Genomic DNA, 19,532 nt, shown 5'->3' on the forward strand with positions numbered 1-19,532 from the left:
GGTGGGCTGAGCTGACAAGCCTACTGTAATGGGGGCAACGAAAAAAGATGGGGATGGATCCCGCCGGCAAATACCGGCAGGGAAGCGATCGCGCTGGGCCGGAATTATTCAGGCGTTAGCGGCTCGGGAAGAATAACCGTCTCGATTATCGCCGGTTTGAGTGTCGTGCTGTGCGGGTATCCTGTCGCTGTCGGCGGGATCTGGCACAATGTTGACAGCATGAACACCTTTGTCGCTCGGCTTTTTATCAAATGTAACTGTTTGGCCAGCTTTGAGGGTTTTGTAGCCTTCAATCTGAATAGAAGAAAAGTGCGCGAACAAATCGTCGTTGCAGCCATCTTCTATGATGAAGCCGTATCCCTTGGCGTTGTTGAACCACTTAACCTTGCCCCTCGGCATGATGAACTCCCCCGTCCCTTAGCTGTCTCTTTTATTATTGGAGCGTTTTCAGTTGTCAGCAGTAGATACTCATTGCCGGCAGGGCCTGCCTCGGCCGTTACGGATGATGCTGATACATTTTCGCTGCAAACCGTTACATTAAATTACATACAATGTTAACTGTCGACCAATCACGTTTCTGAGTCAAGGATCACAGCTGATTGAATAAGTGTTTCATCAGGGTATGGAATCGGTATCATGTTCTAAGAGCCAGAGAACCCGCGCTTGAATAGGTGCTTGCCTTGAAAATGTCTGGCCGGGTAACCACATTAAGATAGCCATCCGAATAATCGGTACATAGAACCATGCGGACAATTGAAAATTCTCTACTAATATTTAATCAGGGGGAGGACGACCAGCCCGGGCGTCAAGACGGGGTGAGTGTAGCGCCCGAAAAGCCGGCCCTGAAGCGTCCCGCCCGCTTTAGGGTGTTGCTCCTGAATGATGATTACACCCCCATGGATTTTGTGGTGGAAGTGTTGATGACGTTCTTCGGTATGAACGAAGAGAAGGCGACGCAGGTGATGCTGCTCGTCCATACGCAAGGAAAGGCCGTATGTGGGGTATATACCCGCGACATCGCAGAAACGAAAGCAGCGCAGGTGAATCAGTATTCTTCAGAATGCGAACACCCATTGCTTTGCGAGATAGAACGCGCGGACTGACAGACCTAGGGGTAGCCCATGCTGAGTAAAGATCTTGAATTTACGCTGAATACAGCCTTCAAAAATGCCCGCGACAAGCGCCATGAGTTCATGACCGTGGAGCATTTAATGCTGGCTCTTCTGGAAAATGAATCGGCAGTGGGAGTGTTGAAAGCCTGTGGTGCAGACCTCAAGCAACTTGAGGATGAATTGATTGAGTTTGTGGATTCCACAACACCGCTGATTCCGTCCAGCGACGGCGATAGGGAAACCCAGCCGACACTCGGTTTTCAGCGTGTGCTGCAGCGGGCTGTATTCCACGTTCAGTCATCGGGCAAAAAGGAAGTCACAGGTGCCAACGTGCTGGTGGCTATCTTCAGTGAACAGGAAAGTCAGGCGGTTTATGTTCTCAAGAAACAGAACATTGCCCGCATTGATGTGGTGAATTTTGTTTCCCATGGCATTTCCCGAGTGCAGGGCGCAGAGGACCAAGAGGGAGCAGACCACGCAGCCCAGGAAGACGCGGGCGAGGAAAGTGGCCATGCGCGTCCGTTGGAAAATTACGCGGCGAACCTGAACGAACAAGCCCGTGAAGGACGCATTGACCCACTGATCGGCCGAGAGACCGAGGTAGAGCGGGTCGTGCAGATTCTGGCGCGTCGTCGGAAGAACAACCCGCTGTTGGTGGGTGAAGCTGGTGTCGGTAAAACGGCGATTGCGGAAGGTTTGGCGCGGCGCATTGTTGACGGCGAAGTGCCCGACATCATTTCGGACGCGGTGGTTTACTCGCTGGATATGGGGGCTTTGCTCGCGGGCACGAAGTACCGCGGTGATTTCGAAAAACGCCTGAAGGGGCTGCTCAGTGATTTGAAGAAGCAAGAGCATGCGATTCTTTTCATTGATGAAATTCACACCATTATTGGTGCGGGGTCAGCATCGGGCGGGGTCATGGATGCGTCCAACCTGCTCAAGCCCATGCTGAGTTCCGGTGAGCTGCGTTGCATTGGTTCAACCACTTATCAGGAATTCCGTGGCATCTTTGAGAAAGACAGCGCTTTGGCGCGTCGCTTCCAGAAGATTGATGTCAACGAGCCGAGCGTTGAAGACACGTATCAGATTCTTAAAGGGCTGAAGCCAAGCTTTGAAAAGCACCACGACCTGACCTATACCGATCAGGCGCTTCGGGTTGCTGCTGAGCTGGCGGATCGTTACATCACAGACCGGCATATGCCGGACAAAGCCATTGATGTGATCGATGAAGCCGGTGCTCGCCAGCGCTTGCAGCCTGAGGACAAGCGTAAGAAGTCCGTTGAAGTGGTTGATATCGAGGATGTGGTGGCCAGCATTGCCCGGATTCCGCCGAAGAATGTGTCCACCAGCGACAAAGATCTTCTGCGCAACCTTGAGCGCAACCTGAAAATGGTGGTGTTCGGGCAAGATCCGGCGATCGAATCCTTATCGACCGCCATCAAGCTGGCTCGCGCAGGCTTGAAAGCGCCAGAGAAGCCTGAAGGTGCCTTCCTGTTTGCTGGCCCGACGGGGGTTGGTAAAACGGAAGTGACCAAGCAGTTGGCCAAGGTTCTGGGTATCGAGCTGGTTCGCTTCGACATGTCGGAATACATGGAGCGCCACACGGTGTCTCGCTTGATTGGCGCGCCTCCGGGATATGTCGGTTATGACCAGGGTGGTCTGCTGACGGAAGCCGTTAACAAGCACCCGCACTGTGTCTTGTTGCTGGATGAGATCGAGAAGGCGCATCCCGAAGTCTTTAACCTGCTGCTACAGGTTATGGACCACGGTACGCTGACGGACAACAACGGCCGTAAAGCGGACTTCCGGCATGTGATCTTGGTGATGACAACCAACGCTGGTGCGGAAAATATGGCACGTCGCTCGATTGGCTTTAGCGAGCAGGACCACAGCACAGACGGTATGGAAGTGATCAGCAAAACCTTTACACCGGAATTCCGAAACCGGCTGGATGGCATTATCCAGTTTGGCGACCTGCAAAAGGCGACCATCACTCACGTGGTAGACAAGTTCTTGACCGAACTGCAAGCGCAGCTGGATGAGAAGCATGTGGTCTTGCATGTGGATGAGGCTGCCAAGTCCTGGTTGGCAGAGAAAGGCTACGATGTGACCATGGGTGCCAGACCAATGGCCCGTTTGATCCAGGATAAGATTAAGCGGCCTTTGGCAGAGCAGATTCTGTTCGGGAAGTTGTCGGAGAAGGGTGGGGATGTGTTCATCCAGCTCGAAAACGATGAGCTTGTCTTTGAGTACGAAGACGAACCGGCGGAAGCCATCTGAAGCAACAAAAAAGCCCCGCTTTAGCGGGGCTTTTCAGATGTCACTGGAGCATTAACGGGCGCGGTAAACGATGCGGCCTTTGCTCAGGTCATAGGGAGTCAGCTCTACCTTGACCTTGTCTCCAGTCAGGATGCGGATGTAGTTCTTGCGCATCTTTCCTGAGATGTGTGCGGTCACAACGTGGCCGTTTGACAGCTCAACGCGGAACATGGTGTTGGGAAGCGTGTCTAGAATAACGCCTTCCATTTCAATGACATCTGATTTCGCCATTCAGTAAAAACCTCGTTCGGAATACTTTCGGTGATTTTAAATTGCGCAATTCTGCCTGAATTCTTCCCGTTTGGCAAAAATCAGGTACTGCTCATTTCATGCCACTGACCATCTTGCAGTGCCTCGATGGGTCTGTAGCGGGTTTTGTAGCTCATTTTTTTGCAGTCTTTTATCCAGTACCCCAGATATAGATGGGGCAACTCTCGCGCTTTGGCTTCTTCTATTTGCCAAAGCACTGCAAATGTACCTAGGCTGCGATGCTCGTATTCCGGCGCGAAGACGGTGTATATCGCTGACAGGCCGTCGTCGAGTAAGTCGATGGCGGCCAGACCTATCAGTTCGTTGCCTAAAGAGATTTCCAGAAACCAGGAGTCGGTGGAGCCTTCGACTAAAAACGACGTGAATTGTTCTCGCGTCGGCGGGTACATGTCGCCGTCTTGATGGCGTTCTTCGATGTAGTGCGCGTACAAGCGGTAGTAACGCTCGCTGTAGGCTGCCGGAACGAGCCGGCATTGCAGGTCGTCATTCTTTTTGAGCACTCTGCGCTGGCTTCGATCTGGCTGAAAATTATCCACTTTCAGGCGTACAGGCACACAGGCCGAGCAAGATTCGCAGTGCGGCCGATAGTAATGCGAGCCGCTGCGACGAAAACCCAGTGCTGTGAGCTGACTGTAGAGTTTTTTATCTATTTCCGCCCGCGGGTCTACAAACATCGTGGTGGCTTCACGATCAGGGAGGTAGCTGCAATCGTGGGCGGGTGTCGCAAAGAAAACGAGCGTTCGGAGATTACTCATGCACTTCTCCTAACGGGGCCACTGCCATGTAAAATTCCACCCGGACTCTCTGGGCTTGGCGTCTACACATGCTTTGAGTATAGATAAAAATTCCGGGCGGGAAACTGTCGTAGCACCCATGGATAACAAGTGGCTACTCTCCACCTGGCAGTCCATGATCTTATAACCCCACTCTTGCAGCTGGTGGGCAAGGTGCACCATGAGAACTTTTGAGGCGTTGGTTTCAAGCGAGAACATGGATTCGCCAAAGAAACATCGGCCGATAGCCACGCCGTACATGCCGCCTGCAAGATCGCCGTTCTGGTTCCACACTTCGATAGAATGAGCGATGCCTAGGCGGTGAAGTTCGCTGTAGGCGTCGATCATATCGTCGGTGATCCAGGTGCCTTCAGCTCGAGTTGAGGCACAAAGCCGGATCACACGGCCAAAGCACTGATCTGAAGTGACACGGAAACGCTGTTGATTTAGTGTGCGGCGAAGGCTCCGGGACACATGGACTTTCCCGGGTATCAGCACGCACCTTGGGTTAGGTGACCACCATAAAATGGGTTGGTCATCGCTGAACCAAGGAAAGATTCCATTGCGGTAGGCCAGTTGCAGCCTATCTGCAGATAAATCTCCCCCGACGGCCAGTAGGCCGTCGGGGTCGTCTAGCGCTTCGTCTGCGGGAGGGAACCAGAGTTTGTCTGGCTCTATCCATGGTAACGACGTCATGTTGCCGAGACGCCTTAGCCCTGCTGGTCCAGGAACTTCTCGGCATCCAGCGCCGCCATGCAACCGAAGCCTGCAGACGTTACAGCCTGACGGTAAACGTGATCTGCGACATCACCGGCAGCAAACACGCCAGGGATGCTGGTTTGAGTGGCCATACCTTCCAGTCCGGATTTGATTTTCAGGTATCCGTTTTCCATGTCCAGCTGACCGGCGAACAGATCGGTGTTTGGTTTATGCCCGATGGCAATGAAGACACCGGAAAGGTCCATCTCCTGAGTGCTGCCATCTTCTGTGCTCTTGATGCGCATACCGGTAACACCGGTACCATCACCCAGTACTTCATCCAGAGTGTGGTTCCAGATGATGTTCACATTGCCGTTCTCGGCTTTTTCAAACAGTTTGTCCTGCAGGATCTTTTCCGAGCGAAGCTTGTCGCGGCGGTGTACCAGAGTGACTTCATCCGCGATGTTGGACAGGTACAGCGCTTCTTCAACTGCGGTGTTACCACCGCCAATGACCGCGACTTTCTGTTTGCGGTAGAAGAAACCGTCACAAGTCGCGCAGGCCGATACGCCTTGGCCTTTGAATTTTTCTTCAGATTCCATGCCCAGGTACATAGCGGATGCACCGGTGGCGATGATCAGTGCGTCGCAGGTGTATTCGCCGCTGTCGCCTTTCAGGCGGAAGGGGCGGCTTTGCAGATCGGCTTCGTTGATGGTGTCGTAAACAATTGAAGTTTCGAAACGCTCTGCATGCTTCTGCATGCGCTGCATCAGTTCGGGGCCCTGAACGCCGTCGTTGTCACCCGGCCAGTTGTCGACATCGGTGGTGGTGGTGAGCTGCCCGCCCACTTCTATGCCGGTAATCAGTGTCGGGTTCAGGTTGGCGCGGGCTGCGTAAACTGCAGCGGTGTAACCGGCCGGGCCGGAGCCAAGAATGATTAGGCGGGAGTGTTGGGTTGTGCTCATCGAAATCTCGCTAATAGTTTGGTCTGGTTCGAGCTCGTAAGGCAAGCTCGGTGTTCGAAGTGTGGTAGAAGGCTATCATGAATTTGATTGGCTGCCATTTGTTTCACAATATACCGTTCATTGAAACTGGCTATATGTGCGTTGGCTGGAATTAAAGAACCGATACCGTGCTTAAGAGCTGGCGAACGCGTTCCTGACTCTTGCCAGTTTCGCCTTGCTCGAGGCGATGTTCTGCCACTGACGGAAACACCGCCTGAAGATCGTCCGGTAACACGTGGTCGCGTCCAGCCATCAACGCCCAGGCTTTGGCTGCACGCAACAATCCAAGCCCGGCGCGAGGAGATAGGCCGTACATCAGGCCAGGCATCCGCCGGCTTTGCTCTAGTAATCGCTGCAGGTAATCAAGCAGAGCCGGGCTGGTAGAGACTTTCTCAACGGCAGCCTGAGCCTGTTCCAATTCTGCTTGTGGCAGGATTGCCTCGAGGCGGGCCGTCAATGCTCGCCTGTCTTCGCCTTCCAGAAGTTCTCGTTCCGCTTTCGGATCCGGGTAGCCCAGTTTCAGGCGCATCAGAAAACGGTCGAGTTGAGATTCGGGTAGAGGGAAAGTGCCACCCTGTTCGATCGGGTTTTGGGTGGCGATCACGAAAAACGGAGCGGGCAGGGGGCGAGTTTCGCCTTCTATGGACACTTGCCGCTCTTCCATGGCTTCCAGCAGAGCGCTTTGAGTGCGCGGGGATGCCCGGTTGATTTCGTCGGCCAATACCACTTGTGCGAAAATAGGGCCCGGGTGGAACACTAGGTTATTGGCCTGCTTGTCGTACATGGAGTAGCCCAGTACGTCGGCAGGCAGTAGGTCATTGGTAAACTGGATTCGCTGATAGCTGAGGCCCATGATGCTGGCCAGAGCGTGGGACAGTGTTGTTTTGCCCATGCCTGGAATGTCTTCGATCAGCAGGTGGCCGCGAGCGAGTAAGCCGCAAAGAGCAAGGCGTACTTGTGGCTCCTTCCCCAACAAAATGGTGTTGAGTTCGTTAACGACTTTGTCCAGCTTCTGCTTCATACCTAGGTTAGTCCCTGACCCTTTTCAGAATATCGCCGTAGGCATCAATTCGCCTGTCTCTCAGGTACGGCCAGATTCTGCGAACGGATTCCGAACGATTTCGGTCCAGCTTGGCAATCAGGATGCCTTCTTGCTGTTCGTCGGCCCGCGCAAGAAATTCGCCCTGGGGGCCGCAGATGAAGCTGTTACCCCAAAAACGAATACCGTCGGTTTGTTCTGACGGGTCTGGTTCTGTGCCTACCCGGTTCGGTGCGATCACCGGCAGGTTGTTGGCCACGGCATGGCCTCGCTGCACGGTGATCCAGGCATCGAGCTGACGAGCTTGCTCGTCTTTCTCATCGGTGATGTCCCAGCCAATGGCGGTGGGGTAGATCAGAACTTCGGCGCCGGCCAATGCCATCAGTCGTGCGGCTTCCGGGTACCATTGATCCCAGCACACCAAAACCCCTAATTTGCCAACCGAGGTCTGGATAGGGGTAAACCCGCTGTTGCCGTCGTTAAAGTTTGCATCGCCCGGGGTGAAATAGAATTTTTCGTAGAAGCCCGGATCGTCGGGTATGTGCATTTTCCGATAAATGCCGGCAAGGCTGCCATCCGCTTCGAAAACAACAGAGGTGTTGTGATAAACGCCATTCATCCGGCGCTCGAAAATTGAGCCCACCAATACGATGCCCAGCTCTTTCGCGAGAGCAGATAAGTGTGTGCTGGTCGGCCCGGGGATGGGTTCGGCCAACTCAAAAACGTCGGTGTCTTCGGCTTGGCAGAAATACAGGGTGGCGTGCAGTTCCTGCAAAACCACTAACTGTGCGCCATTGTCTGCCGCTTCACGAATTAACCGTTCAGACGTAGCCAGGCTGACGGCTTTGTCGTCACTGCAGCGTTGTTGGATGGCGGCAACGGTCAGAGTGTTGGGGGCTTCTACCCGGGTCATACTTCTACAACTCCAGCGGGAATTTGCATGGTGACGCAGTGTAAGCTGCCATGCTGATAGATCAGTGGGCGGCAGTTAATGGGAATAATCTCCCGGTCGGGAAAAATGTCACCCAAAATGCGAATGGCTTCTTGATCTTGCGGCACGTCGTAAATCGGCAGTAACACGGCACCATTGATGATCAGAAAGTTGGCGTAGGTTGCTGGCAGGCGCTCGCCATCTTCATCAAAAATGGCATCGGGCCAAGGCAAGGCCGTTAGTTTGTATGGTGTTCCATCTTTTTGGCAGAAACCTTGTAGCTCTTCTTCCATGGCGGCAAGTGCGCTGTAATGTTCATCAGCAACGTCCGGGCAGGCCACGTAACAGATGTGATCGGGCGCGCAGAAGCGGGCCAGAGTATCGATATGGCTGTCGGTGTCATCGCCGGCCAAATAGCCGTGGTTTAGCCAAAGGATGCGCTCAGCGCCGATCATTTCTGTCAGCAATTGTTCAATGCTGGTGCGGTCCATCGTTGGATTGCGGGATGGTGTCAGCAGGCATTCGCTGGTGGTGAGGAGTGTTCCTTCACCGTCTGATTCTATGGAGCCGCCTTCCAGCACGAAGTCCACGGTTTGCATGGGGTGCTTGCCAAATACCCGAGCACCGGCCAAATGCATATTGAGAGCGTTATCTTTTTCCCAGTTAAATTTTCCACCCCAAGCATTGAACTTGAAGTCGATCAGGGTAGGGCCATCTTCCGTCTCAACGGTGATGGGGCCATGGTCTCGCGCCCATGTGTCGTTGGCAGGCGCTGGAACGGTGATCACTCTACCGGGCAGTTGATTATCTTCTGCCCATGCATTGAGTTCGTTGCCGAGCTCTTGTAACCGGGCAACGTACTCGCAGCTAATAACCAGATGCTCGAAACGGAGGGTGGCCTTGGCGATTGCCAGAAACACAGGCTCTACTTCGGACATCACCTTGGCCCAGTCAGTACCGGGATGGGGCCAGGTCAGCAGGACGGCGCTCTGGGGTGCCCACTCTGCAGGCAAAACTCGTTTGGAACTCACTGTATTAAGCCACCTTGGTTCACAAAAACTGTCATTCTATCTGACCGTTATCGGAACGTCAGGCCATAAAAGAAGAAAGTTGTCATTCTAATCTAAGTGTTCAGTTTTTCTGGCGCTTCACTACAGCGTGCATGACGAGGTCACGCTCGAAATAGACGACGAAGTCTGTGTAGTGCCACTGACTGATAGGTGGTTGGCCAACGGGACCGCGGATGTCGAGCGGGTTGCCCCAGCGTTGGCGCACCGAAGCCTGGCTCATGCCGTTGCTGGGCAGGCTGATTGCGCTGCGATCTGCCTGGCTGCCCACCGGAACCGCCAGATTTTCTGCCTGAACGGCCGGTGCCATTGCGGTGACGAGCAAGGCTGCGAGGCCGAGTGCTGCGCTCAGGTTGTGTTTCTTTTTCATCATCGACTCCGTTAATGCTGAGTTTGCTGCTGCCCGTTCGGCACATGGATAAAGCGTAATATGGTGAAAAGCTTACTAAAAGCCAACACTTTATTGAGAGTTTACCGGTTTTGTTTCTGTCGTATCTGCCACCGCATCACATGGCGGGCAATTTGTTGACGATCGCTTTCGTTCAACTCTGTGAATGCGGCTTGAACCCACGCGCCTCCAGCGGTGGTGCGGTCCAGGTCGATCACTCGAGCAATTCCTTGGGGTTGGTAAAGTTCTGGGGGCAAGGTCATACGCACGGCCATAAGATCTCCTGACTGCCAGGCACTAGACCGGCTAAAAAAGGCGAGGCCTCCTTCGCTCAGTGTCACATCTTGCCAGTCATCCGGTTGCAACGGATTTTGCTCAAAGGCGATAATGCGCGCCAACGTATCCAGCTTGCTGTTCAGCGTTGTTATCAAGCCGGTTAGCAAGCGGTCGCGTTCGGAAAGATTGGCCAGCTGGGTTTTTATGTCTTGGTCCAGTCGACGGTATTCGGCCTTCAATGAGTCCAGCGGCGTGTCCTTAAAAAGATCTGGATCGGCCTGGTCATTGTCTCCGAGTCGCCGGACTTCGAGCCCAATACGATCCTGGATCCGGAAAAACTCCCGACGATCTTGTGGCGACCGGGGCACTGAGCCCGTAGTATCTTGGCTTGGCATCCTTTCTCCGGATAGCTAAGAAATGTTGATAGTACAAAGTAGTTTAGCAGTTTCTTAAACCACGACAGACCCGAAGGTAGCGACAGGCACCTCCCCATGTTCAGACCCTTATCGTTTTATATTGGTTTGCGGTACACCGCAGCCAAGCGCCGTAATCATTTCATTTCGTTTATCTCCCTCACATCCATGATTGGTTTGATGCTGGGTGTGGCGGTACTGATCATTGTGCTGTCAGTGATGAACGGTTTCGACCAGGAGCTCAAACAACGAATTTTGGGCATGGTTCCCCATGCCACCATCCAGGGTGCGTCAGGCCCGTTAAACGATTGGGAGGAGCTGGACCGCCGGGTGGAGCAGAATCCTGATGTTCTGGCCGCTGCGCCGTTTATTCAGGGGCAGGGTATGGTTACCGGAGGCGGTAATGTGCGAGGTGTGATGCTGAACGGCATTTTGCCGGAGCAGGAAGCCTCTGTCTCGATCATTGAAAACCATTTTGTAGAGGGTGGCCTGAGCGATCTCAAATCCGGTGAGTTCGGCATTATTATCGGCCGGCTGATGGCCAACAGCCTTCGATTGGGCATAGGTGACAAATTGACGGTGGTGTTGCCTGAGGCTTCAGTGACTCCGGCGGGCGTGTTACCAAGACTCAAGCGTTTTACCGTAAAAGGTATTTTCAGTGTCGGTGCCGAGCTGGACGGTAATTACGCGCTGATTCACATGGATGATGCGTCGCGCTTGATGCGCACCGGTGGCAAAGCGGAAGGGCTGCGACTGCTGATGGATGATTTGTTCTCGGCCCCGAGAGTCGTCAACGACGTAGCGTCTGGCTTGGGTGGTCGTTATTACGTGTCGGATTGGACGCGCACCCACGGTAACTTGTTCAACGCCATTCGCATGGAAAAAACCATGATAGGGCTGTTGTTGATGTTTATCGTTGCGGTTGCGGCCTTCAATATTGTGTCTACGTTGGTCATGGTCGTTACTGATAAAACCGCCGATATCGCCATTCTTCGGACTATGGGGGCTACCCCGGGCCGAATTATGCGCATCTTTATTATACAGGGCGCAGTGATCGGGGTGTTTGGCACCTTGATTGGAACAGCGCTGGGCGTACTGGGTGCGTTGAATATCAGTGCCTTCATCTCCTGGCTTGAGGCGGCCATGGGGCACCAGTTCTTGAGTGCCGATGTGTATTTTATCAGCTACCTGCCGTCTCAGTTGCAATGGCAGGATGTGGCAGTGATCAGTGGTGCTGGTTTGGCGATGAGTCTGCTGGCAACAATTTACCCGGCTTGGCGGGCGTCGCGAGTCGAACCGGCGGAGGCTTTGCGCTATGAGTGATGCAACGATGACAAACACAGCCACGCCTTTAGTGATTGATTGCCGGAAAGTTACGCGCACCTACAGTGAGGGCCCGGAAAAGCTGACCATCTTTTCCGATATTTCGTTGGAAGTGTCGGCAGGCGAAACCGTTGCGATTGTGGGCAGTAGCGGTGCCGGTAAAACCACGCTGCTGAACCTTCTTGGAGGGTTGGACAAACCCTCATCCGGCCAGATAGCAATCTGTGGTCAGAATATTCATGGGATGTCTGAAGCGGGCCGTGCGCGTTTCCGTAATCAGCATCTGGGCTTTGTTTATCAGTTTCATCATCTTCTGCCCGAATTTACCGCACTTGAGAATGTCATGATGCCGTTGGCGCTGGCAGGTCAATCTCCACGGCAGGCGAAGCCTAAGGCTGAAGCGCTTTTGGAGCGGGTAGGGCTGGGGCAGCGTCTGCGACACAAGCCTGGCGAACTGTCGGGTGGTGAGCGCCAGCGAGTGGCCATTGCACGGGCTTTGGTCAACGAGCCTAATTGTGTATTGATGGATGAGCCTACCGGTAACCTCGACCAGCATACCGGAGAAGGTATTCGGGCTTTGATTCAGGACTTGCGCGATAACTCGGGTACGGCCTTTATCATGGTGACCCACGATATGGGCATGGCAAAAAGTTTGGGGCGGGTACTGCGGTTAGAACAAGGTACCTTGGTTCAGGAGTCTTGAGCCTTGCTGCGCTGTCGTCTGGCTCTCAGGCGGCGGCGCAGTTGCCAATCGGAACGTACTTTTCGGCGCCAAAGGAATTGCACGGCCAGGTAGGCAATACAAGCGCTGATTGTTGCAAGCAGTAGTGAGCCCAGATATAGCGGAATGCCGATTTCAAACAGGCGATCGCTGAACCAGTGCCAGTTTGCGTGGAACTCGAATGGCAGTAGCGGTCGGTCCAGTATCCAGGCGCCTACTTTGTAATTGAAGTAGAAAATAGGCGGCATGGTCAGCGGATTGCTGATCCAGACCAATGCGACGGAGAGCGGCAGGTTTGCGTTGAACCAAATGGCGAAAAAGGCTGCGGCCACCATTTGGAAAGGCATTGGAATAAAACAAAACCAGATGCCGATCAGAAAAGCTCGTGCCACGCAGTGGCGGTTGATATGCCACAGATTGGGCTCGTGAAGGATATCGCCTAAAAAGTGCAGACTCTTCATAGACTGCACTTTTTCTGGGGTCGGCAAATACCGTTTCATAAACCTCTTCGGCATTGGACGTTCGGCCTGTTCTCTCGGTATGGATGGTAACCGGCGCATGAGGAGCGTCGATTTTGATCGGAGGACAAGGATTGTCCAGAAACACCCAGTTCAGCCCGAAAGCTGAAAGATCTCTACTTTGCCCAGCGGGCGTGTTCGCATTTAGTTGCGGCGTTATCTTACTGTATCGGTTCTCGGTTTTGCCACCTTATCCGTGGTTGTTTTCATCCCTATTTGCAATACCGCTGCTTTTGAAGCTGAAAACAGCCCGTTTTCGTGTGGTTGTTCTTGCTGTCCTTTGGCTTGCGGTTGGTTTGGGTTGGGCTACCTGGAACGCCGACACTCGTCTAGAGAAACAGCTTACACCTCTGGAGGAAGGGGTTCCATTAACCGTCTTCGGATATGTCTGCGACCTACCTCAGCCCGGAAACTTTAACAGCGTTCGATTCAACTTTTGCGTGAACGGTTGGCCGGAAGCCCCTGATTCCGTGGAAGACGGTGCGCGCCCGGACAAGATTCGCCTGGCTTGGTACGGCTCTGGCGAGAAGGTATTGCCGATAGGATCAATCGCGCTGCAGGCGGTTCTCAAACGACCGCACGGAAGCCTCAATAATGTTGGTTTCCGGTACGAGGATTGGTTGTTCAGGCAGGGGGTGAACGCAACGGGAAGTGTCCGGGAAGTCGCTGAATTGCCGGGTGCTTCCTGTGGATTGGCTTGCACCTATCACGCGTGGCACAGGGAAATGGCCTCCACTGTTGAACGCTTTTTTGGTGATGCAGAACACTACGCTTTAATCGCCTCTTTGCTGATTGGTAATCGTGGGCACCTGTCTGCAGATCACTGGCAGATTCTTAAGGCAACCGGCACGATTCATTTGGTCGCGATTTCCGGATTGCATTTGGGCTTGGTGGCGCTGATTTCCGGGTTGGTGATTCGTCGTTTTTTGCTGATGTTACCACCGGGATCTATCTCGGAAAGTGCCATTCGTAGCACCGTCTATTTTGCAGTGCTGATCGCGTGCTTGTTTTATGCCTTGTTGGCGGGAATGACAGTACCCACTCGACGAGCGTTGATCATGGTAGTGGTTGGCGGGTGGTTTCTTCTTAAAGCTCGGGAGGTCAGTCCCTGGTGGCCGTTCGTGATTGCCATGGCAGGCGTACTGTTACTCGATCCCTTCGCGCCCCTTGATCAGGGCTTTTGGTTGTCTTTTTCCGCAGTTGCACTGCTCATTTGGGTGTTCGCCAATCGTTTGGCAGGTATGGGCTGGCTTTCAGGGTTGTTGCTGGCCCAGTGTGCGGTGTTTGTCGGGCTATGGCCGGTTCTCCAGTCTTTTGACCAAACTCAGCCCTTAGCGGGTGTGCTGGCAAACCTGGTTGCCATTCCCTGGGTGTCGTTTGTGGTGATGCCGGTGTTATTCGCCGGAACCGTGTTGGTAATGGTGAGTGGTGGTTTCTTAACCGTTCATGTGATCCAGATCTTCGATGCCGCGCTTGGCATGCTATGGGCGTTGCTTCAGGGGGTGGCGGCTTTGCCGGTAGAACCACTGCCAAGCGCTTCGCAAACCGTATTGGTGGTTTTCGCGGTTGTTGCTTTGCTGTTGCTACGTTTTCCGAGCCGGTCGTTCCGGGCACTGAGTGTAACGGCTGTCCTGGCTTGGTTGGGGGTAGGCTGGCTGAATAACCCCGAGCCCGAGAATAGGTCCGTGGACCCACCCGAAGTTCACATTTGGGATGTCGGGCAGGGATTATCGGTATTGGTCCGTTCGGGAAAACAAGTCTTGTTGTATGACACGGGGCCCGAAGTGAAAGGCGTTTATTCTGCTGCCGAGTCGGTTTTGCTGCCGAACCTGAAGGCGCTTGGTGTGAATCGAATCGATCATCTTGTGGTGAGTCATGGTGATAGTGATCATTCGGGCGGGTTGGATCGGTTGCTGGACGAATTCTCCGTAGGAGTGATCACAACAGGCGAACCTGAAGTGGTTCAAAATAAACTGGAGGGCCAACCTGTTACGCCAATTCAGCTGTGCCCGCGTCTACCGCAGATGCTGGGATCGTTGCAGTTAAATTTCTGGCGAAGCCGGTTGCCGCGGTCGGGAAATGATGCCTCTTGTGTGCTGAGGCTGTTTCATCGCGAGTCTGGAGCGGATGTGCTTCTTGCCGGCGATATTGGTCATGAAGTGGAAGCGGAAATGTTGGCTGACCCCGGGCTGACTTGGTTGTTGGCGTTTACGGGGCACCGAATTCTGGTAGCGCCGCATCATGGCAGCAAAACATCGTCTTCGATGCAATGGGTGTCGGCAGTTAAGCCGAATCGGGTTATTTATACCGCGGGATATCGGCATCGTTACGGCCATCCGCATCAAAGTGTTGTCAGTCGGTACGAGCAAGTGGGCGCGATTCCTTTGAATACTGCGTGTTCAGGGCAGGTGTCCGTGCGTTTTGCCGCCGAGGGCCCGAAGATCATTGAATCAACGCAGCACGCACCGTTCTGGATTGCCGGCCCAGGCCTTACCCGGGATCAATGTAAAATACCGTGACATTGCAGGTGTGGCCTGCACCGGCAGCTATGCTAAAGTAGCGCGGCTTGTCATTAATCAGGGAGATCAAGCGTGTTTGAGCTGTTGAAAGCTGGTGGCATCCTGATGGTGCCTATTGTTGCCTGTTCCATTTTAGCGCTTGCGATTATTTTGGAGCGTTTCTGGTCGTTGCGTGCTTCCCGCGTGGCACCTTCCCAATCGCTTAACGAACTTTGGCGCTGGATTAAAAAGAAAGAGCTGAATGGGCGGAAGCTTAAGGCTCTGCAGGGCTCGTCCCCCATGGGCAGAGTGCTGGCAAGCGGCCTCATGAACGCTAAACATGGTCGCGAGATCATGAAAGAAAGCATTGAGCACGAAGCGAGTCAGGTTATTCACGAGCTCGAACGTTTCCTTAACCCGTTGGGAACCGTCGCAACCATTACCCCGCTGCTCGGTTTGTTGGGCACCGTCATTGGTATGATCAAGGTGTTTGCCGAAATTCAGCTGGCAGGCGTTGGCAACGCCGGCAACCTTGCCGGTGGCATTTCGGAAGCCCTGATTACTACTGCATCCGGGTTGAGCGTAGCTATCCCGGCGCTGATTGCCCATCGCTATTTTATTCGCCGGGTTGATGAGTTGGTGGTCAATATGGAGCAAGAAGCCATTAAGTTGGTTGAAGTGGTTCATGGTGATCGCGAAATCGACGTGGAAGGAGCCTGAACACCGTGAAGTTCAAGCGCCAGAGAAGCCAGGAAGTCGGGGTAGACCTGACGCCACTGATTGACGTGGTGTTCCTGCTGCTGATTTTCTTTATGGTTTCGACTACGTTCACTCGGGAAAGTCATCTTGAGGTCGAGCTGCCCGAAGCCAGTGGAGATCCTGCAGAGCCGGCTGAAGTGCGTCAGATCGACGTAGTCATTAATGCCGAGGGGCAATACATCCTGAACGATAAGACGTTGGTCAACAATCGCAGGGAGACTCTGGAAAGAGGTGTCAGCGAATTGGCTGAAGGGGATAACAGCTTGCCTTATATTATTACTGCAGACGCTCGTACACCTCATGAGTTTGTTGTTCGTGCGATGGATGTAGCCGGCCGGTTGGGTTTCTCCAAACTGAGCATCACCACCGAGCGGGAGGCTGAGTCTCAGTGAGCAGCTCAATTCCCGAACCTCTTAAAACACCGCCTACGGGCAGCTGGGCAACCTACAAGCGCTTGCTGACTTATGTGAAGCCCTTCTGGTTGGCCTTTTCATTAGCCGTTGTGGGTAATGTGCTTTACGCTGCAGCGTCCACGGGCATGGCCGCTGCCATGGAGTACGTCATCACCGCGATCGAGAACCCGACTTCGCAGAATCGTGTGATGTTGACCGCCTTGATTGTTGGGGTGTTTGCCCTTCGTGGGTTGGGCACCTTTTTCAGTCAGTACTTCATCAGTTACGTTGGCCGTAACGTGATTAACGCTCTGCGTAACGATGTGTTTGATCGAATGATGACACTGCCGTCTCGTTATTTCGACGAAAATGCCGCTGGCCGGTTAGTGTCAAAATTAACGTTCAACGTTGAGCAGGTGGCCGAAGCTGCGACCAACGCGATCACCATCACCTTGCGAGAAGGCCTGACCATCGTCGGTTTGCTCGGCTTCATGATCTACACCAACTGGAAACTCACGCTGGTCTTCCTGACGGTTGGGCCGGTAATTGGCTTTGTTGTCAGCTATGCCAGTAAGCGGTTTCGCAAGATCAGCAAGCGAATCCAGGGTTCGATGGGAGATATCACCCATGTGGCGACGGAATCGATTTCCGGATATCGCGTGGTTCGTACCTTCGGTGGTGCCGACTACGAAAGGGATCGCTTTCGACAGGTCAGTGCACGCAACCTGAAACAAAGTTTGAAAATGGCTTCCACGCAGGCCATCAGTGTTCCGGTGATTCAGGTGCTGGTTGCCATTGCAATCGCAGCACTGGTCTGGACTATGCTCGCCCCTGAAATCCGCGGTGAAATGACGACCGGTCAGTTAATAGCGTTCATTACCGCCGCTACCACCATGGCGAAGCCCATTCGCCAGGTTACGTCTATCCATTCCAAAATCCAGAAAGGTGTTGCGGCAGCCTACGACGTGTTCGAAACCATGGACGAGAAGCCGGAAAAGGATGGCGGCACCCATGCTCCTGATCGTGTAGAAGGGCGTATCGAATTTGATCAGGTATCGTTTCGTTACCGCGATCAGCTCGATAATGTTCTGGACCAGATTTCGATCGATTTACCGGCGGGCCAGAGTGTCGCTTTGGTGGGGCGCTCAGGGAGTGGTAAGTCCACTTTGGTCAGTCTGTTACCGCGGTTTTACGACTTCACCGGGGGAGACATCCGGGTTGATGGACGTTCGTTGATGGACTTCTCTCTCGAATCGCTGCGTGCCCAAATCGCTTTGGTGACCCAGAATGTGGTGTTGTTCAACGACACCATTGCAGCGAACATCGCCTATGGCGCGCTGCGGGATTGCAGCCGGGAAGAGATCCGCGAGGCCGCGGCTAAGGCTCATGCGCTAGAGTTTATTGATCGTATGCCTGAAGGTCTGGATACCGTGATCGGTGACAACGGGGTGATGTTGTCGGGCGGCCAAAGGCAACGGTTGGCTATTGCCCGGGCATTGCTTAAAAATGCGCCTATTTTGATATTGGATGAAGCCACATCGGCTTTGGACACCGAATCCGAACGCCATATTCAGCAGGCGCTCGAAACCGTTATGCAGGGGCGTACTACGTTGGTGATTGCGCACCGGCTTTCAACCATCGAAAAGGCTGACCGGATATTGGTGATGGACAACGGTCGCATCGTTGAATCTGGAACCCATGATGAATTGTTGGCCGCGGGCGGTGCCTATGCGCAACTGCACCAGGTGCAGTTCAGCGAGCATGCATGAGTAATGTAATTGATCGATTATGGTACGGCGAAAAGCGCCCTTTGAGCGTTTTGGCACCGTTCGCTTGGCTATACCGTGCAATATCGGAATCCAAGCGCCGACAGGCGTGGCAGGCTCACACTGAAAGTTTGCCGGTGCCGGTGGTTGTAGTGGGTAACATTACGGTCGGCGGTACGGGTAAGTCGCCGTTAACGGCTCGATTGGTGGAATGCATACGCCAGCAGGGTTGGCGGCCGGTTATCTTGAGCCGGGGCTATGGCGGTAAGAGTGATAACTACCCGTTACTGGTGAAGGAGGGGACTCCTGCAGGCGTTTGTGGTGACGAACCCCTTATGTTGTCCTTGGCAACGGGTTGCCCGGTGGTCGTGGATCCTCAGCGTGTTCGCGGAGCGCGTTGGGCCTTGGAGCAGGATCTGGGCAATGTGTTGATTTGCGATGACGGCCTTCAGCATTACCGCCTACCCCGAGATATAGAGTTAGCCGTGTTTGATGCTCAGCGAGGCATCGGGAATGGCGCTATTCTGCCAGTGGGGCCTTTGAGAGAGCCCGTTGACCGGCTGAATTCCGTCGATTTCGTGATACTCAATGGAGGCGAATTTCCGGTATCCGGCCAACGGATCGAAGAATTTGCCGGCACCGAACACGCAAACATTCATGCTATGTCCTTGCGACCGGCTTCGCTCGTTAATATCAACTCCGGGGAAACCCGATCGCCGGATGCCCTTAACGGGAAGCCCGTGCGCGGAGTTGCAGGCATTGGTAACCCGGGTCGTTTCTTCGACACTCTGCGACAGTTGGGAGCGCACGTGCAAGAAGAAGCGTTTCCGGATCATCATCGGTTCCGCCCTGAAGACCTGGCTTCAGGGGCTGGAGAATGGTTAGTGATGACCGCAAAAGACGCAGTGAAATGTCGCGGCTTTGCCCCCGATAACGCTTGGGTCTTGACCGTTGATGCCTGCTTGTCTGAACCTTTTGAACAACGCTTTCTGGAACGGCTCAACGAATGCGCTGAGCAGTTACAGTCTCAAATGACCGAGAGATCAAATCATGGATAAGAAACTTCTGTCTATGCTGGCATGCCCAGTGTGCAAGGGCGAGCTTAAACTGAACGACGATCGCACGGAACTCGTGTGTTACCAGGACGCCATGGCGTTTCCCATTCGGGAAGGGATCCCCGTCATGATCGCCGTAGAGGCGCGCACTCTGAGCACAGACGAGCGTCTGGACAAGCACTGAGTTAACCGCAAGCAGGATTGTCTGT

Annotated in this window: 21 protein-coding genes; 10 read left to right on the forward strand and 11 right to left on the reverse strand. The window is 53.8% G+C overall.

Features of this window, described 5'->3' with window-relative positions:
- Window positions 1-108 precede the first annotated feature (108 nt).
- Window positions 109-399, reverse strand: a complete 291-nt coding sequence (locus DOQ08_RS16025) for a cold shock domain-containing protein (protein ID WP_114333515.1) — start codon at window positions 397-399, stop codon at window positions 109-111.
- Window positions 400-743: 344 nt separating this feature from the next.
- Here DOQ08_RS16025 and clpS point away from each other — a divergent pair, with 344 nt between their 5' ends.
- Together clpS and clpA are read left to right on the forward strand one after the other, a co-directional pair.
- Complete coding sequence (gene clpS / locus DOQ08_RS03595; RefSeq protein WP_114333516.1) at window positions 744-1,103, forward strand: ATP-dependent Clp protease adapter ClpS; 360 nt, start codon at window positions 744-746, stop codon at window positions 1,101-1,103.
- A gap of 18 nt (window positions 1,104-1,121) precedes the next feature.
- Window positions 1,122-3,392, forward strand: coding sequence for an ATP-dependent Clp protease ATP-binding subunit ClpA (clpA, locus tag DOQ08_RS03600; RefSeq protein WP_114333517.1), 2,271 nt, complete (start codon window positions 1,122-1,124; stop codon window positions 3,390-3,392).
- A gap of 51 nt (window positions 3,393-3,443) precedes the next feature.
- On the opposite strand, the gene infA is transcribed toward clpA, so the two are convergent.
- The 9 genes from infA to DOQ08_RS03645 form a co-directional block, all read right to left on the reverse strand.
- Entirely contained in the window at window positions 3,444-3,662 is a 219-nt protein-coding gene (gene infA, locus DOQ08_RS03605) for a translation initiation factor IF-1 (RefSeq protein WP_044386042.1), read from the reverse strand.
- 80 nt (window positions 3,663-3,742) lie between these two features.
- The gene (locus DOQ08_RS03610; protein WP_114333518.1) at window positions 3,743-4,456 is read right to left on the reverse strand and encodes an arginyltransferase; all 714 of its coding nucleotides are present in this window, start codon (window positions 4,454-4,456) and stop codon (window positions 3,743-3,745) included.
- 9 nt (window positions 4,457-4,465) lie between these two features.
- A complete protein-coding gene (gene aat, locus DOQ08_RS03615; RefSeq protein WP_114333519.1) occupies window positions 4,466-5,170 on the reverse strand; it encodes a leucyl/phenylalanyl-tRNA--protein transferase in 705 nt (234 codons plus the stop codon).
- Window positions 5,171-5,184: 14 nt separating this feature from the next.
- A complete protein-coding gene (gene trxB, locus DOQ08_RS03620) occupies window positions 5,185-6,138 on the reverse strand; it encodes a thioredoxin-disulfide reductase (protein WP_114333520.1) in 954 nt (317 codons plus the stop codon).
- 151 nt (window positions 6,139-6,289) lie between these two features.
- Window positions 6,290-7,198, reverse strand: coding sequence for an AAA family ATPase (locus DOQ08_RS03625; protein ID WP_114333521.1), 909 nt, complete (start codon window positions 7,196-7,198; stop codon window positions 6,290-6,292).
- A 7-nt stretch (window positions 7,199-7,205) separates the two neighbouring features.
- The gene (locus DOQ08_RS03630) at window positions 7,206-8,129 is read right to left on the reverse strand and encodes a carbon-nitrogen hydrolase (RefSeq protein WP_114333522.1); all 924 of its coding nucleotides are present in this window, start codon (window positions 8,127-8,129) and stop codon (window positions 7,206-7,208) included.
- Entirely contained in the window at window positions 8,126-9,178 is a 1,053-nt protein-coding gene (locus DOQ08_RS03635) for an agmatine deiminase family protein (protein WP_114333523.1), read from the reverse strand. The genes DOQ08_RS03630 and DOQ08_RS03635 overlap by 4 nt, the downstream gene beginning before the upstream one ends.
- Before the next feature lie 100 nt (window positions 9,179-9,278).
- Window positions 9,279-9,584 carry a phosphodiesterase gene (locus tag DOQ08_RS03640; RefSeq protein ID WP_227537469.1) on the reverse strand — a complete coding sequence of 102 codons (306 nt, stop codon included), beginning with the start codon at window positions 9,582-9,584 and terminating at the stop codon, window positions 9,279-9,281.
- Between the two features lie 101 nt (window positions 9,585-9,685).
- Window positions 9,686-10,273 (reverse strand): PilZ domain-containing protein, encoded by a 588-nt coding sequence (locus DOQ08_RS03645; protein ID WP_114333524.1) that lies wholly within the window; start codon window positions 10,271-10,273, stop codon window positions 9,686-9,688.
- 96 nt (window positions 10,274-10,369) lie between these two features.
- On the opposite strand from DOQ08_RS03645, the gene DOQ08_RS03650 reads away from it, so the two are divergent.
- Entirely contained in the window at window positions 10,370-11,614 is a 1,245-nt protein-coding gene (locus DOQ08_RS03650) for a lipoprotein-releasing ABC transporter permease subunit (RefSeq protein WP_114333525.1), read from the forward strand.
- Complete coding sequence (lolD, locus tag DOQ08_RS03655; RefSeq protein WP_165823597.1) at window positions 11,607-12,317, forward strand: lipoprotein-releasing ABC transporter ATP-binding protein LolD; 711 nt, start codon at window positions 11,607-11,609, stop codon at window positions 12,315-12,317. Before DOQ08_RS03650 ends, lolD begins: the two co-directional genes overlap by 8 nt.
- On the opposite strand, the gene DOQ08_RS03660 is transcribed toward lolD, so the two are convergent.
- Window positions 12,305-12,850 (reverse strand): DUF2062 domain-containing protein, encoded by a 546-nt coding sequence (locus tag DOQ08_RS03660; RefSeq protein ID WP_114333526.1) that lies wholly within the window; start codon window positions 12,848-12,850, stop codon window positions 12,305-12,307. The genes lolD and DOQ08_RS03660 overlap by 13 nt on opposite strands.
- Window positions 12,851-12,987: 137 nt before the next feature.
- Here DOQ08_RS03660 and DOQ08_RS03665 point away from each other — a divergent pair, with 137 nt between their 5' ends.
- The 6 genes from DOQ08_RS03665 to DOQ08_RS03690 all read left to right on the forward strand — a co-directional run bounded on the left by DOQ08_RS03665 (window position 12,988) and on the right by DOQ08_RS03690 (window position 19,507).
- Window positions 12,988-15,372, forward strand: a complete 2,385-nt coding sequence (locus DOQ08_RS03665; RefSeq protein WP_227537513.1) for a DNA internalization-related competence protein ComEC/Rec2 — start codon at window positions 12,988-12,990, stop codon at window positions 15,370-15,372.
- Between the two features lie 72 nt (window positions 15,373-15,444).
- Window positions 15,445-16,071, forward strand: a complete 627-nt coding sequence (locus DOQ08_RS03670) for a MotA/TolQ/ExbB proton channel family protein (protein ID WP_114333528.1) — start codon at window positions 15,445-15,447, stop codon at window positions 16,069-16,071.
- Between the two features lie 5 nt (window positions 16,072-16,076).
- The gene (locus DOQ08_RS03675) at window positions 16,077-16,502 is read left to right on the forward strand and encodes an ExbD/TolR family protein (protein ID WP_114333529.1); all 426 of its coding nucleotides are present in this window, start codon (window positions 16,077-16,079) and stop codon (window positions 16,500-16,502) included.
- Window positions 16,499-18,271 (forward strand): lipid A export permease/ATP-binding protein MsbA, encoded by a 1,773-nt coding sequence (gene msbA / locus DOQ08_RS03680; protein ID WP_114333530.1) that lies wholly within the window; start codon window positions 16,499-16,501, stop codon window positions 18,269-18,271. The genes DOQ08_RS03675 and msbA overlap by 4 nt, the downstream gene beginning before the upstream one ends.
- Window positions 18,268-19,326, forward strand: coding sequence for a tetraacyldisaccharide 4'-kinase (gene lpxK / locus DOQ08_RS03685; protein ID WP_114333531.1), 1,059 nt, complete (start codon window positions 18,268-18,270; stop codon window positions 19,324-19,326). The genes msbA and lpxK overlap by 4 nt, the downstream gene beginning before the upstream one ends.
- Window positions 19,319-19,507 carry a Trm112 family protein gene (locus DOQ08_RS03690; RefSeq protein WP_114333532.1) on the forward strand — a complete coding sequence of 63 codons (189 nt, stop codon included), beginning with the start codon at window positions 19,319-19,321 and terminating at the stop codon, window positions 19,505-19,507. The genes lpxK and DOQ08_RS03690 overlap by 8 nt, the downstream gene beginning before the upstream one ends.
- Window positions 19,508-19,532 lie beyond the last annotated feature (25 nt).

The organism is Marinobacter litoralis, assembly GCF_003336705.1.
GTDB classification, from domain to species: Bacteria; Pseudomonadota; Gammaproteobacteria; order Pseudomonadales; family Oleiphilaceae; genus Marinobacter; species Marinobacter litoralis.

Bases quoted from the DNA above. Each gene is read 5' to 3' on its own strand.
- DOQ08_RS03630 (WP_114333522.1), bottom strand. From the start codon at position 8,129: ATGACCCGGGTAGAAGCCCCCAACACTCTGACCGTTGCCGCCATCCAA.
- clpA (WP_114333517.1), top strand. From the start codon at position 1,122: ATGCTGAGTAAAGATCTTGAATTTACGCTGAATACAGCCTTCAAAAAT.
- DOQ08_RS03650 (WP_114333525.1), top strand. From the start codon at position 10,370: ATGTTCAGACCCTTATCGTTTTATATTGGTTTGCGGTACACCGCAGCC.
- lolD (WP_165823597.1), top strand. From the start codon at position 11,607: ATGAGTGATGCAACGATGACAAACACAGCCACGCCTTTAGTGATTGAT.
- DOQ08_RS03690 (WP_114333532.1), top strand. From the start codon at position 19,319: ATGGATAAGAAACTTCTGTCTATGCTGGCATGCCCAGTGTGCAAGGGC.
- DOQ08_RS03610 (WP_114333518.1), bottom strand. From the start codon at position 4,456: ATGAGTAATCTCCGAACGCTCGTTTTCTTTGCGACACCCGCCCACGAT.
- trxB (WP_114333520.1), bottom strand. From the start codon at position 6,138: ATGAGCACAACCCAACACTCCCGCCTAATCATTCTTGGCTCCGGCCCG.
- clpS (WP_114333516.1), top strand. From the start codon at position 744: ATGCGGACAATTGAAAATTCTCTACTAATATTTAATCAGGGGGAGGAC.
- DOQ08_RS03645 (WP_114333524.1), bottom strand. From the start codon at position 10,273: ATGCCAAGCCAAGATACTACGGGCTCAGTGCCCCGGTCGCCACAAGAT.
- infA (WP_044386042.1), bottom strand. From the start codon at position 3,662: ATGGCGAAATCAGATGTCATTGAAATGGAAGGCGTTATTCTAGACACG.
- DOQ08_RS03660 (WP_114333526.1), bottom strand. From the start codon at position 12,850: ATGCCGAAGAGGTTTATGAAACGGTATTTGCCGACCCCAGAAAAAGTG.
- lpxK (WP_114333531.1), top strand. From the start codon at position 18,268: ATGAGTAATGTAATTGATCGATTATGGTACGGCGAAAAGCGCCCTTTG.
- DOQ08_RS03640 (WP_227537469.1), bottom strand. From the start codon at position 9,584: ATGAAAAAGAAACACAACCTGAGCGCAGCACTCGGCCTCGCAGCCTTG.
- DOQ08_RS03625 (WP_114333521.1), bottom strand. From the start codon at position 7,198: ATGAAGCAGAAGCTGGACAAAGTCGTTAACGAACTCAACACCATTTTG.
- aat (WP_114333519.1), bottom strand. From the start codon at position 5,170: ATGACGTCGTTACCATGGATAGAGCCAGACAAACTCTGGTTCCCTCCC.
- DOQ08_RS16025 (WP_114333515.1), bottom strand. From the start codon at position 399: ATGCCGAGGGGCAAGGTTAAGTGGTTCAACAACGCCAAGGGATACGGC.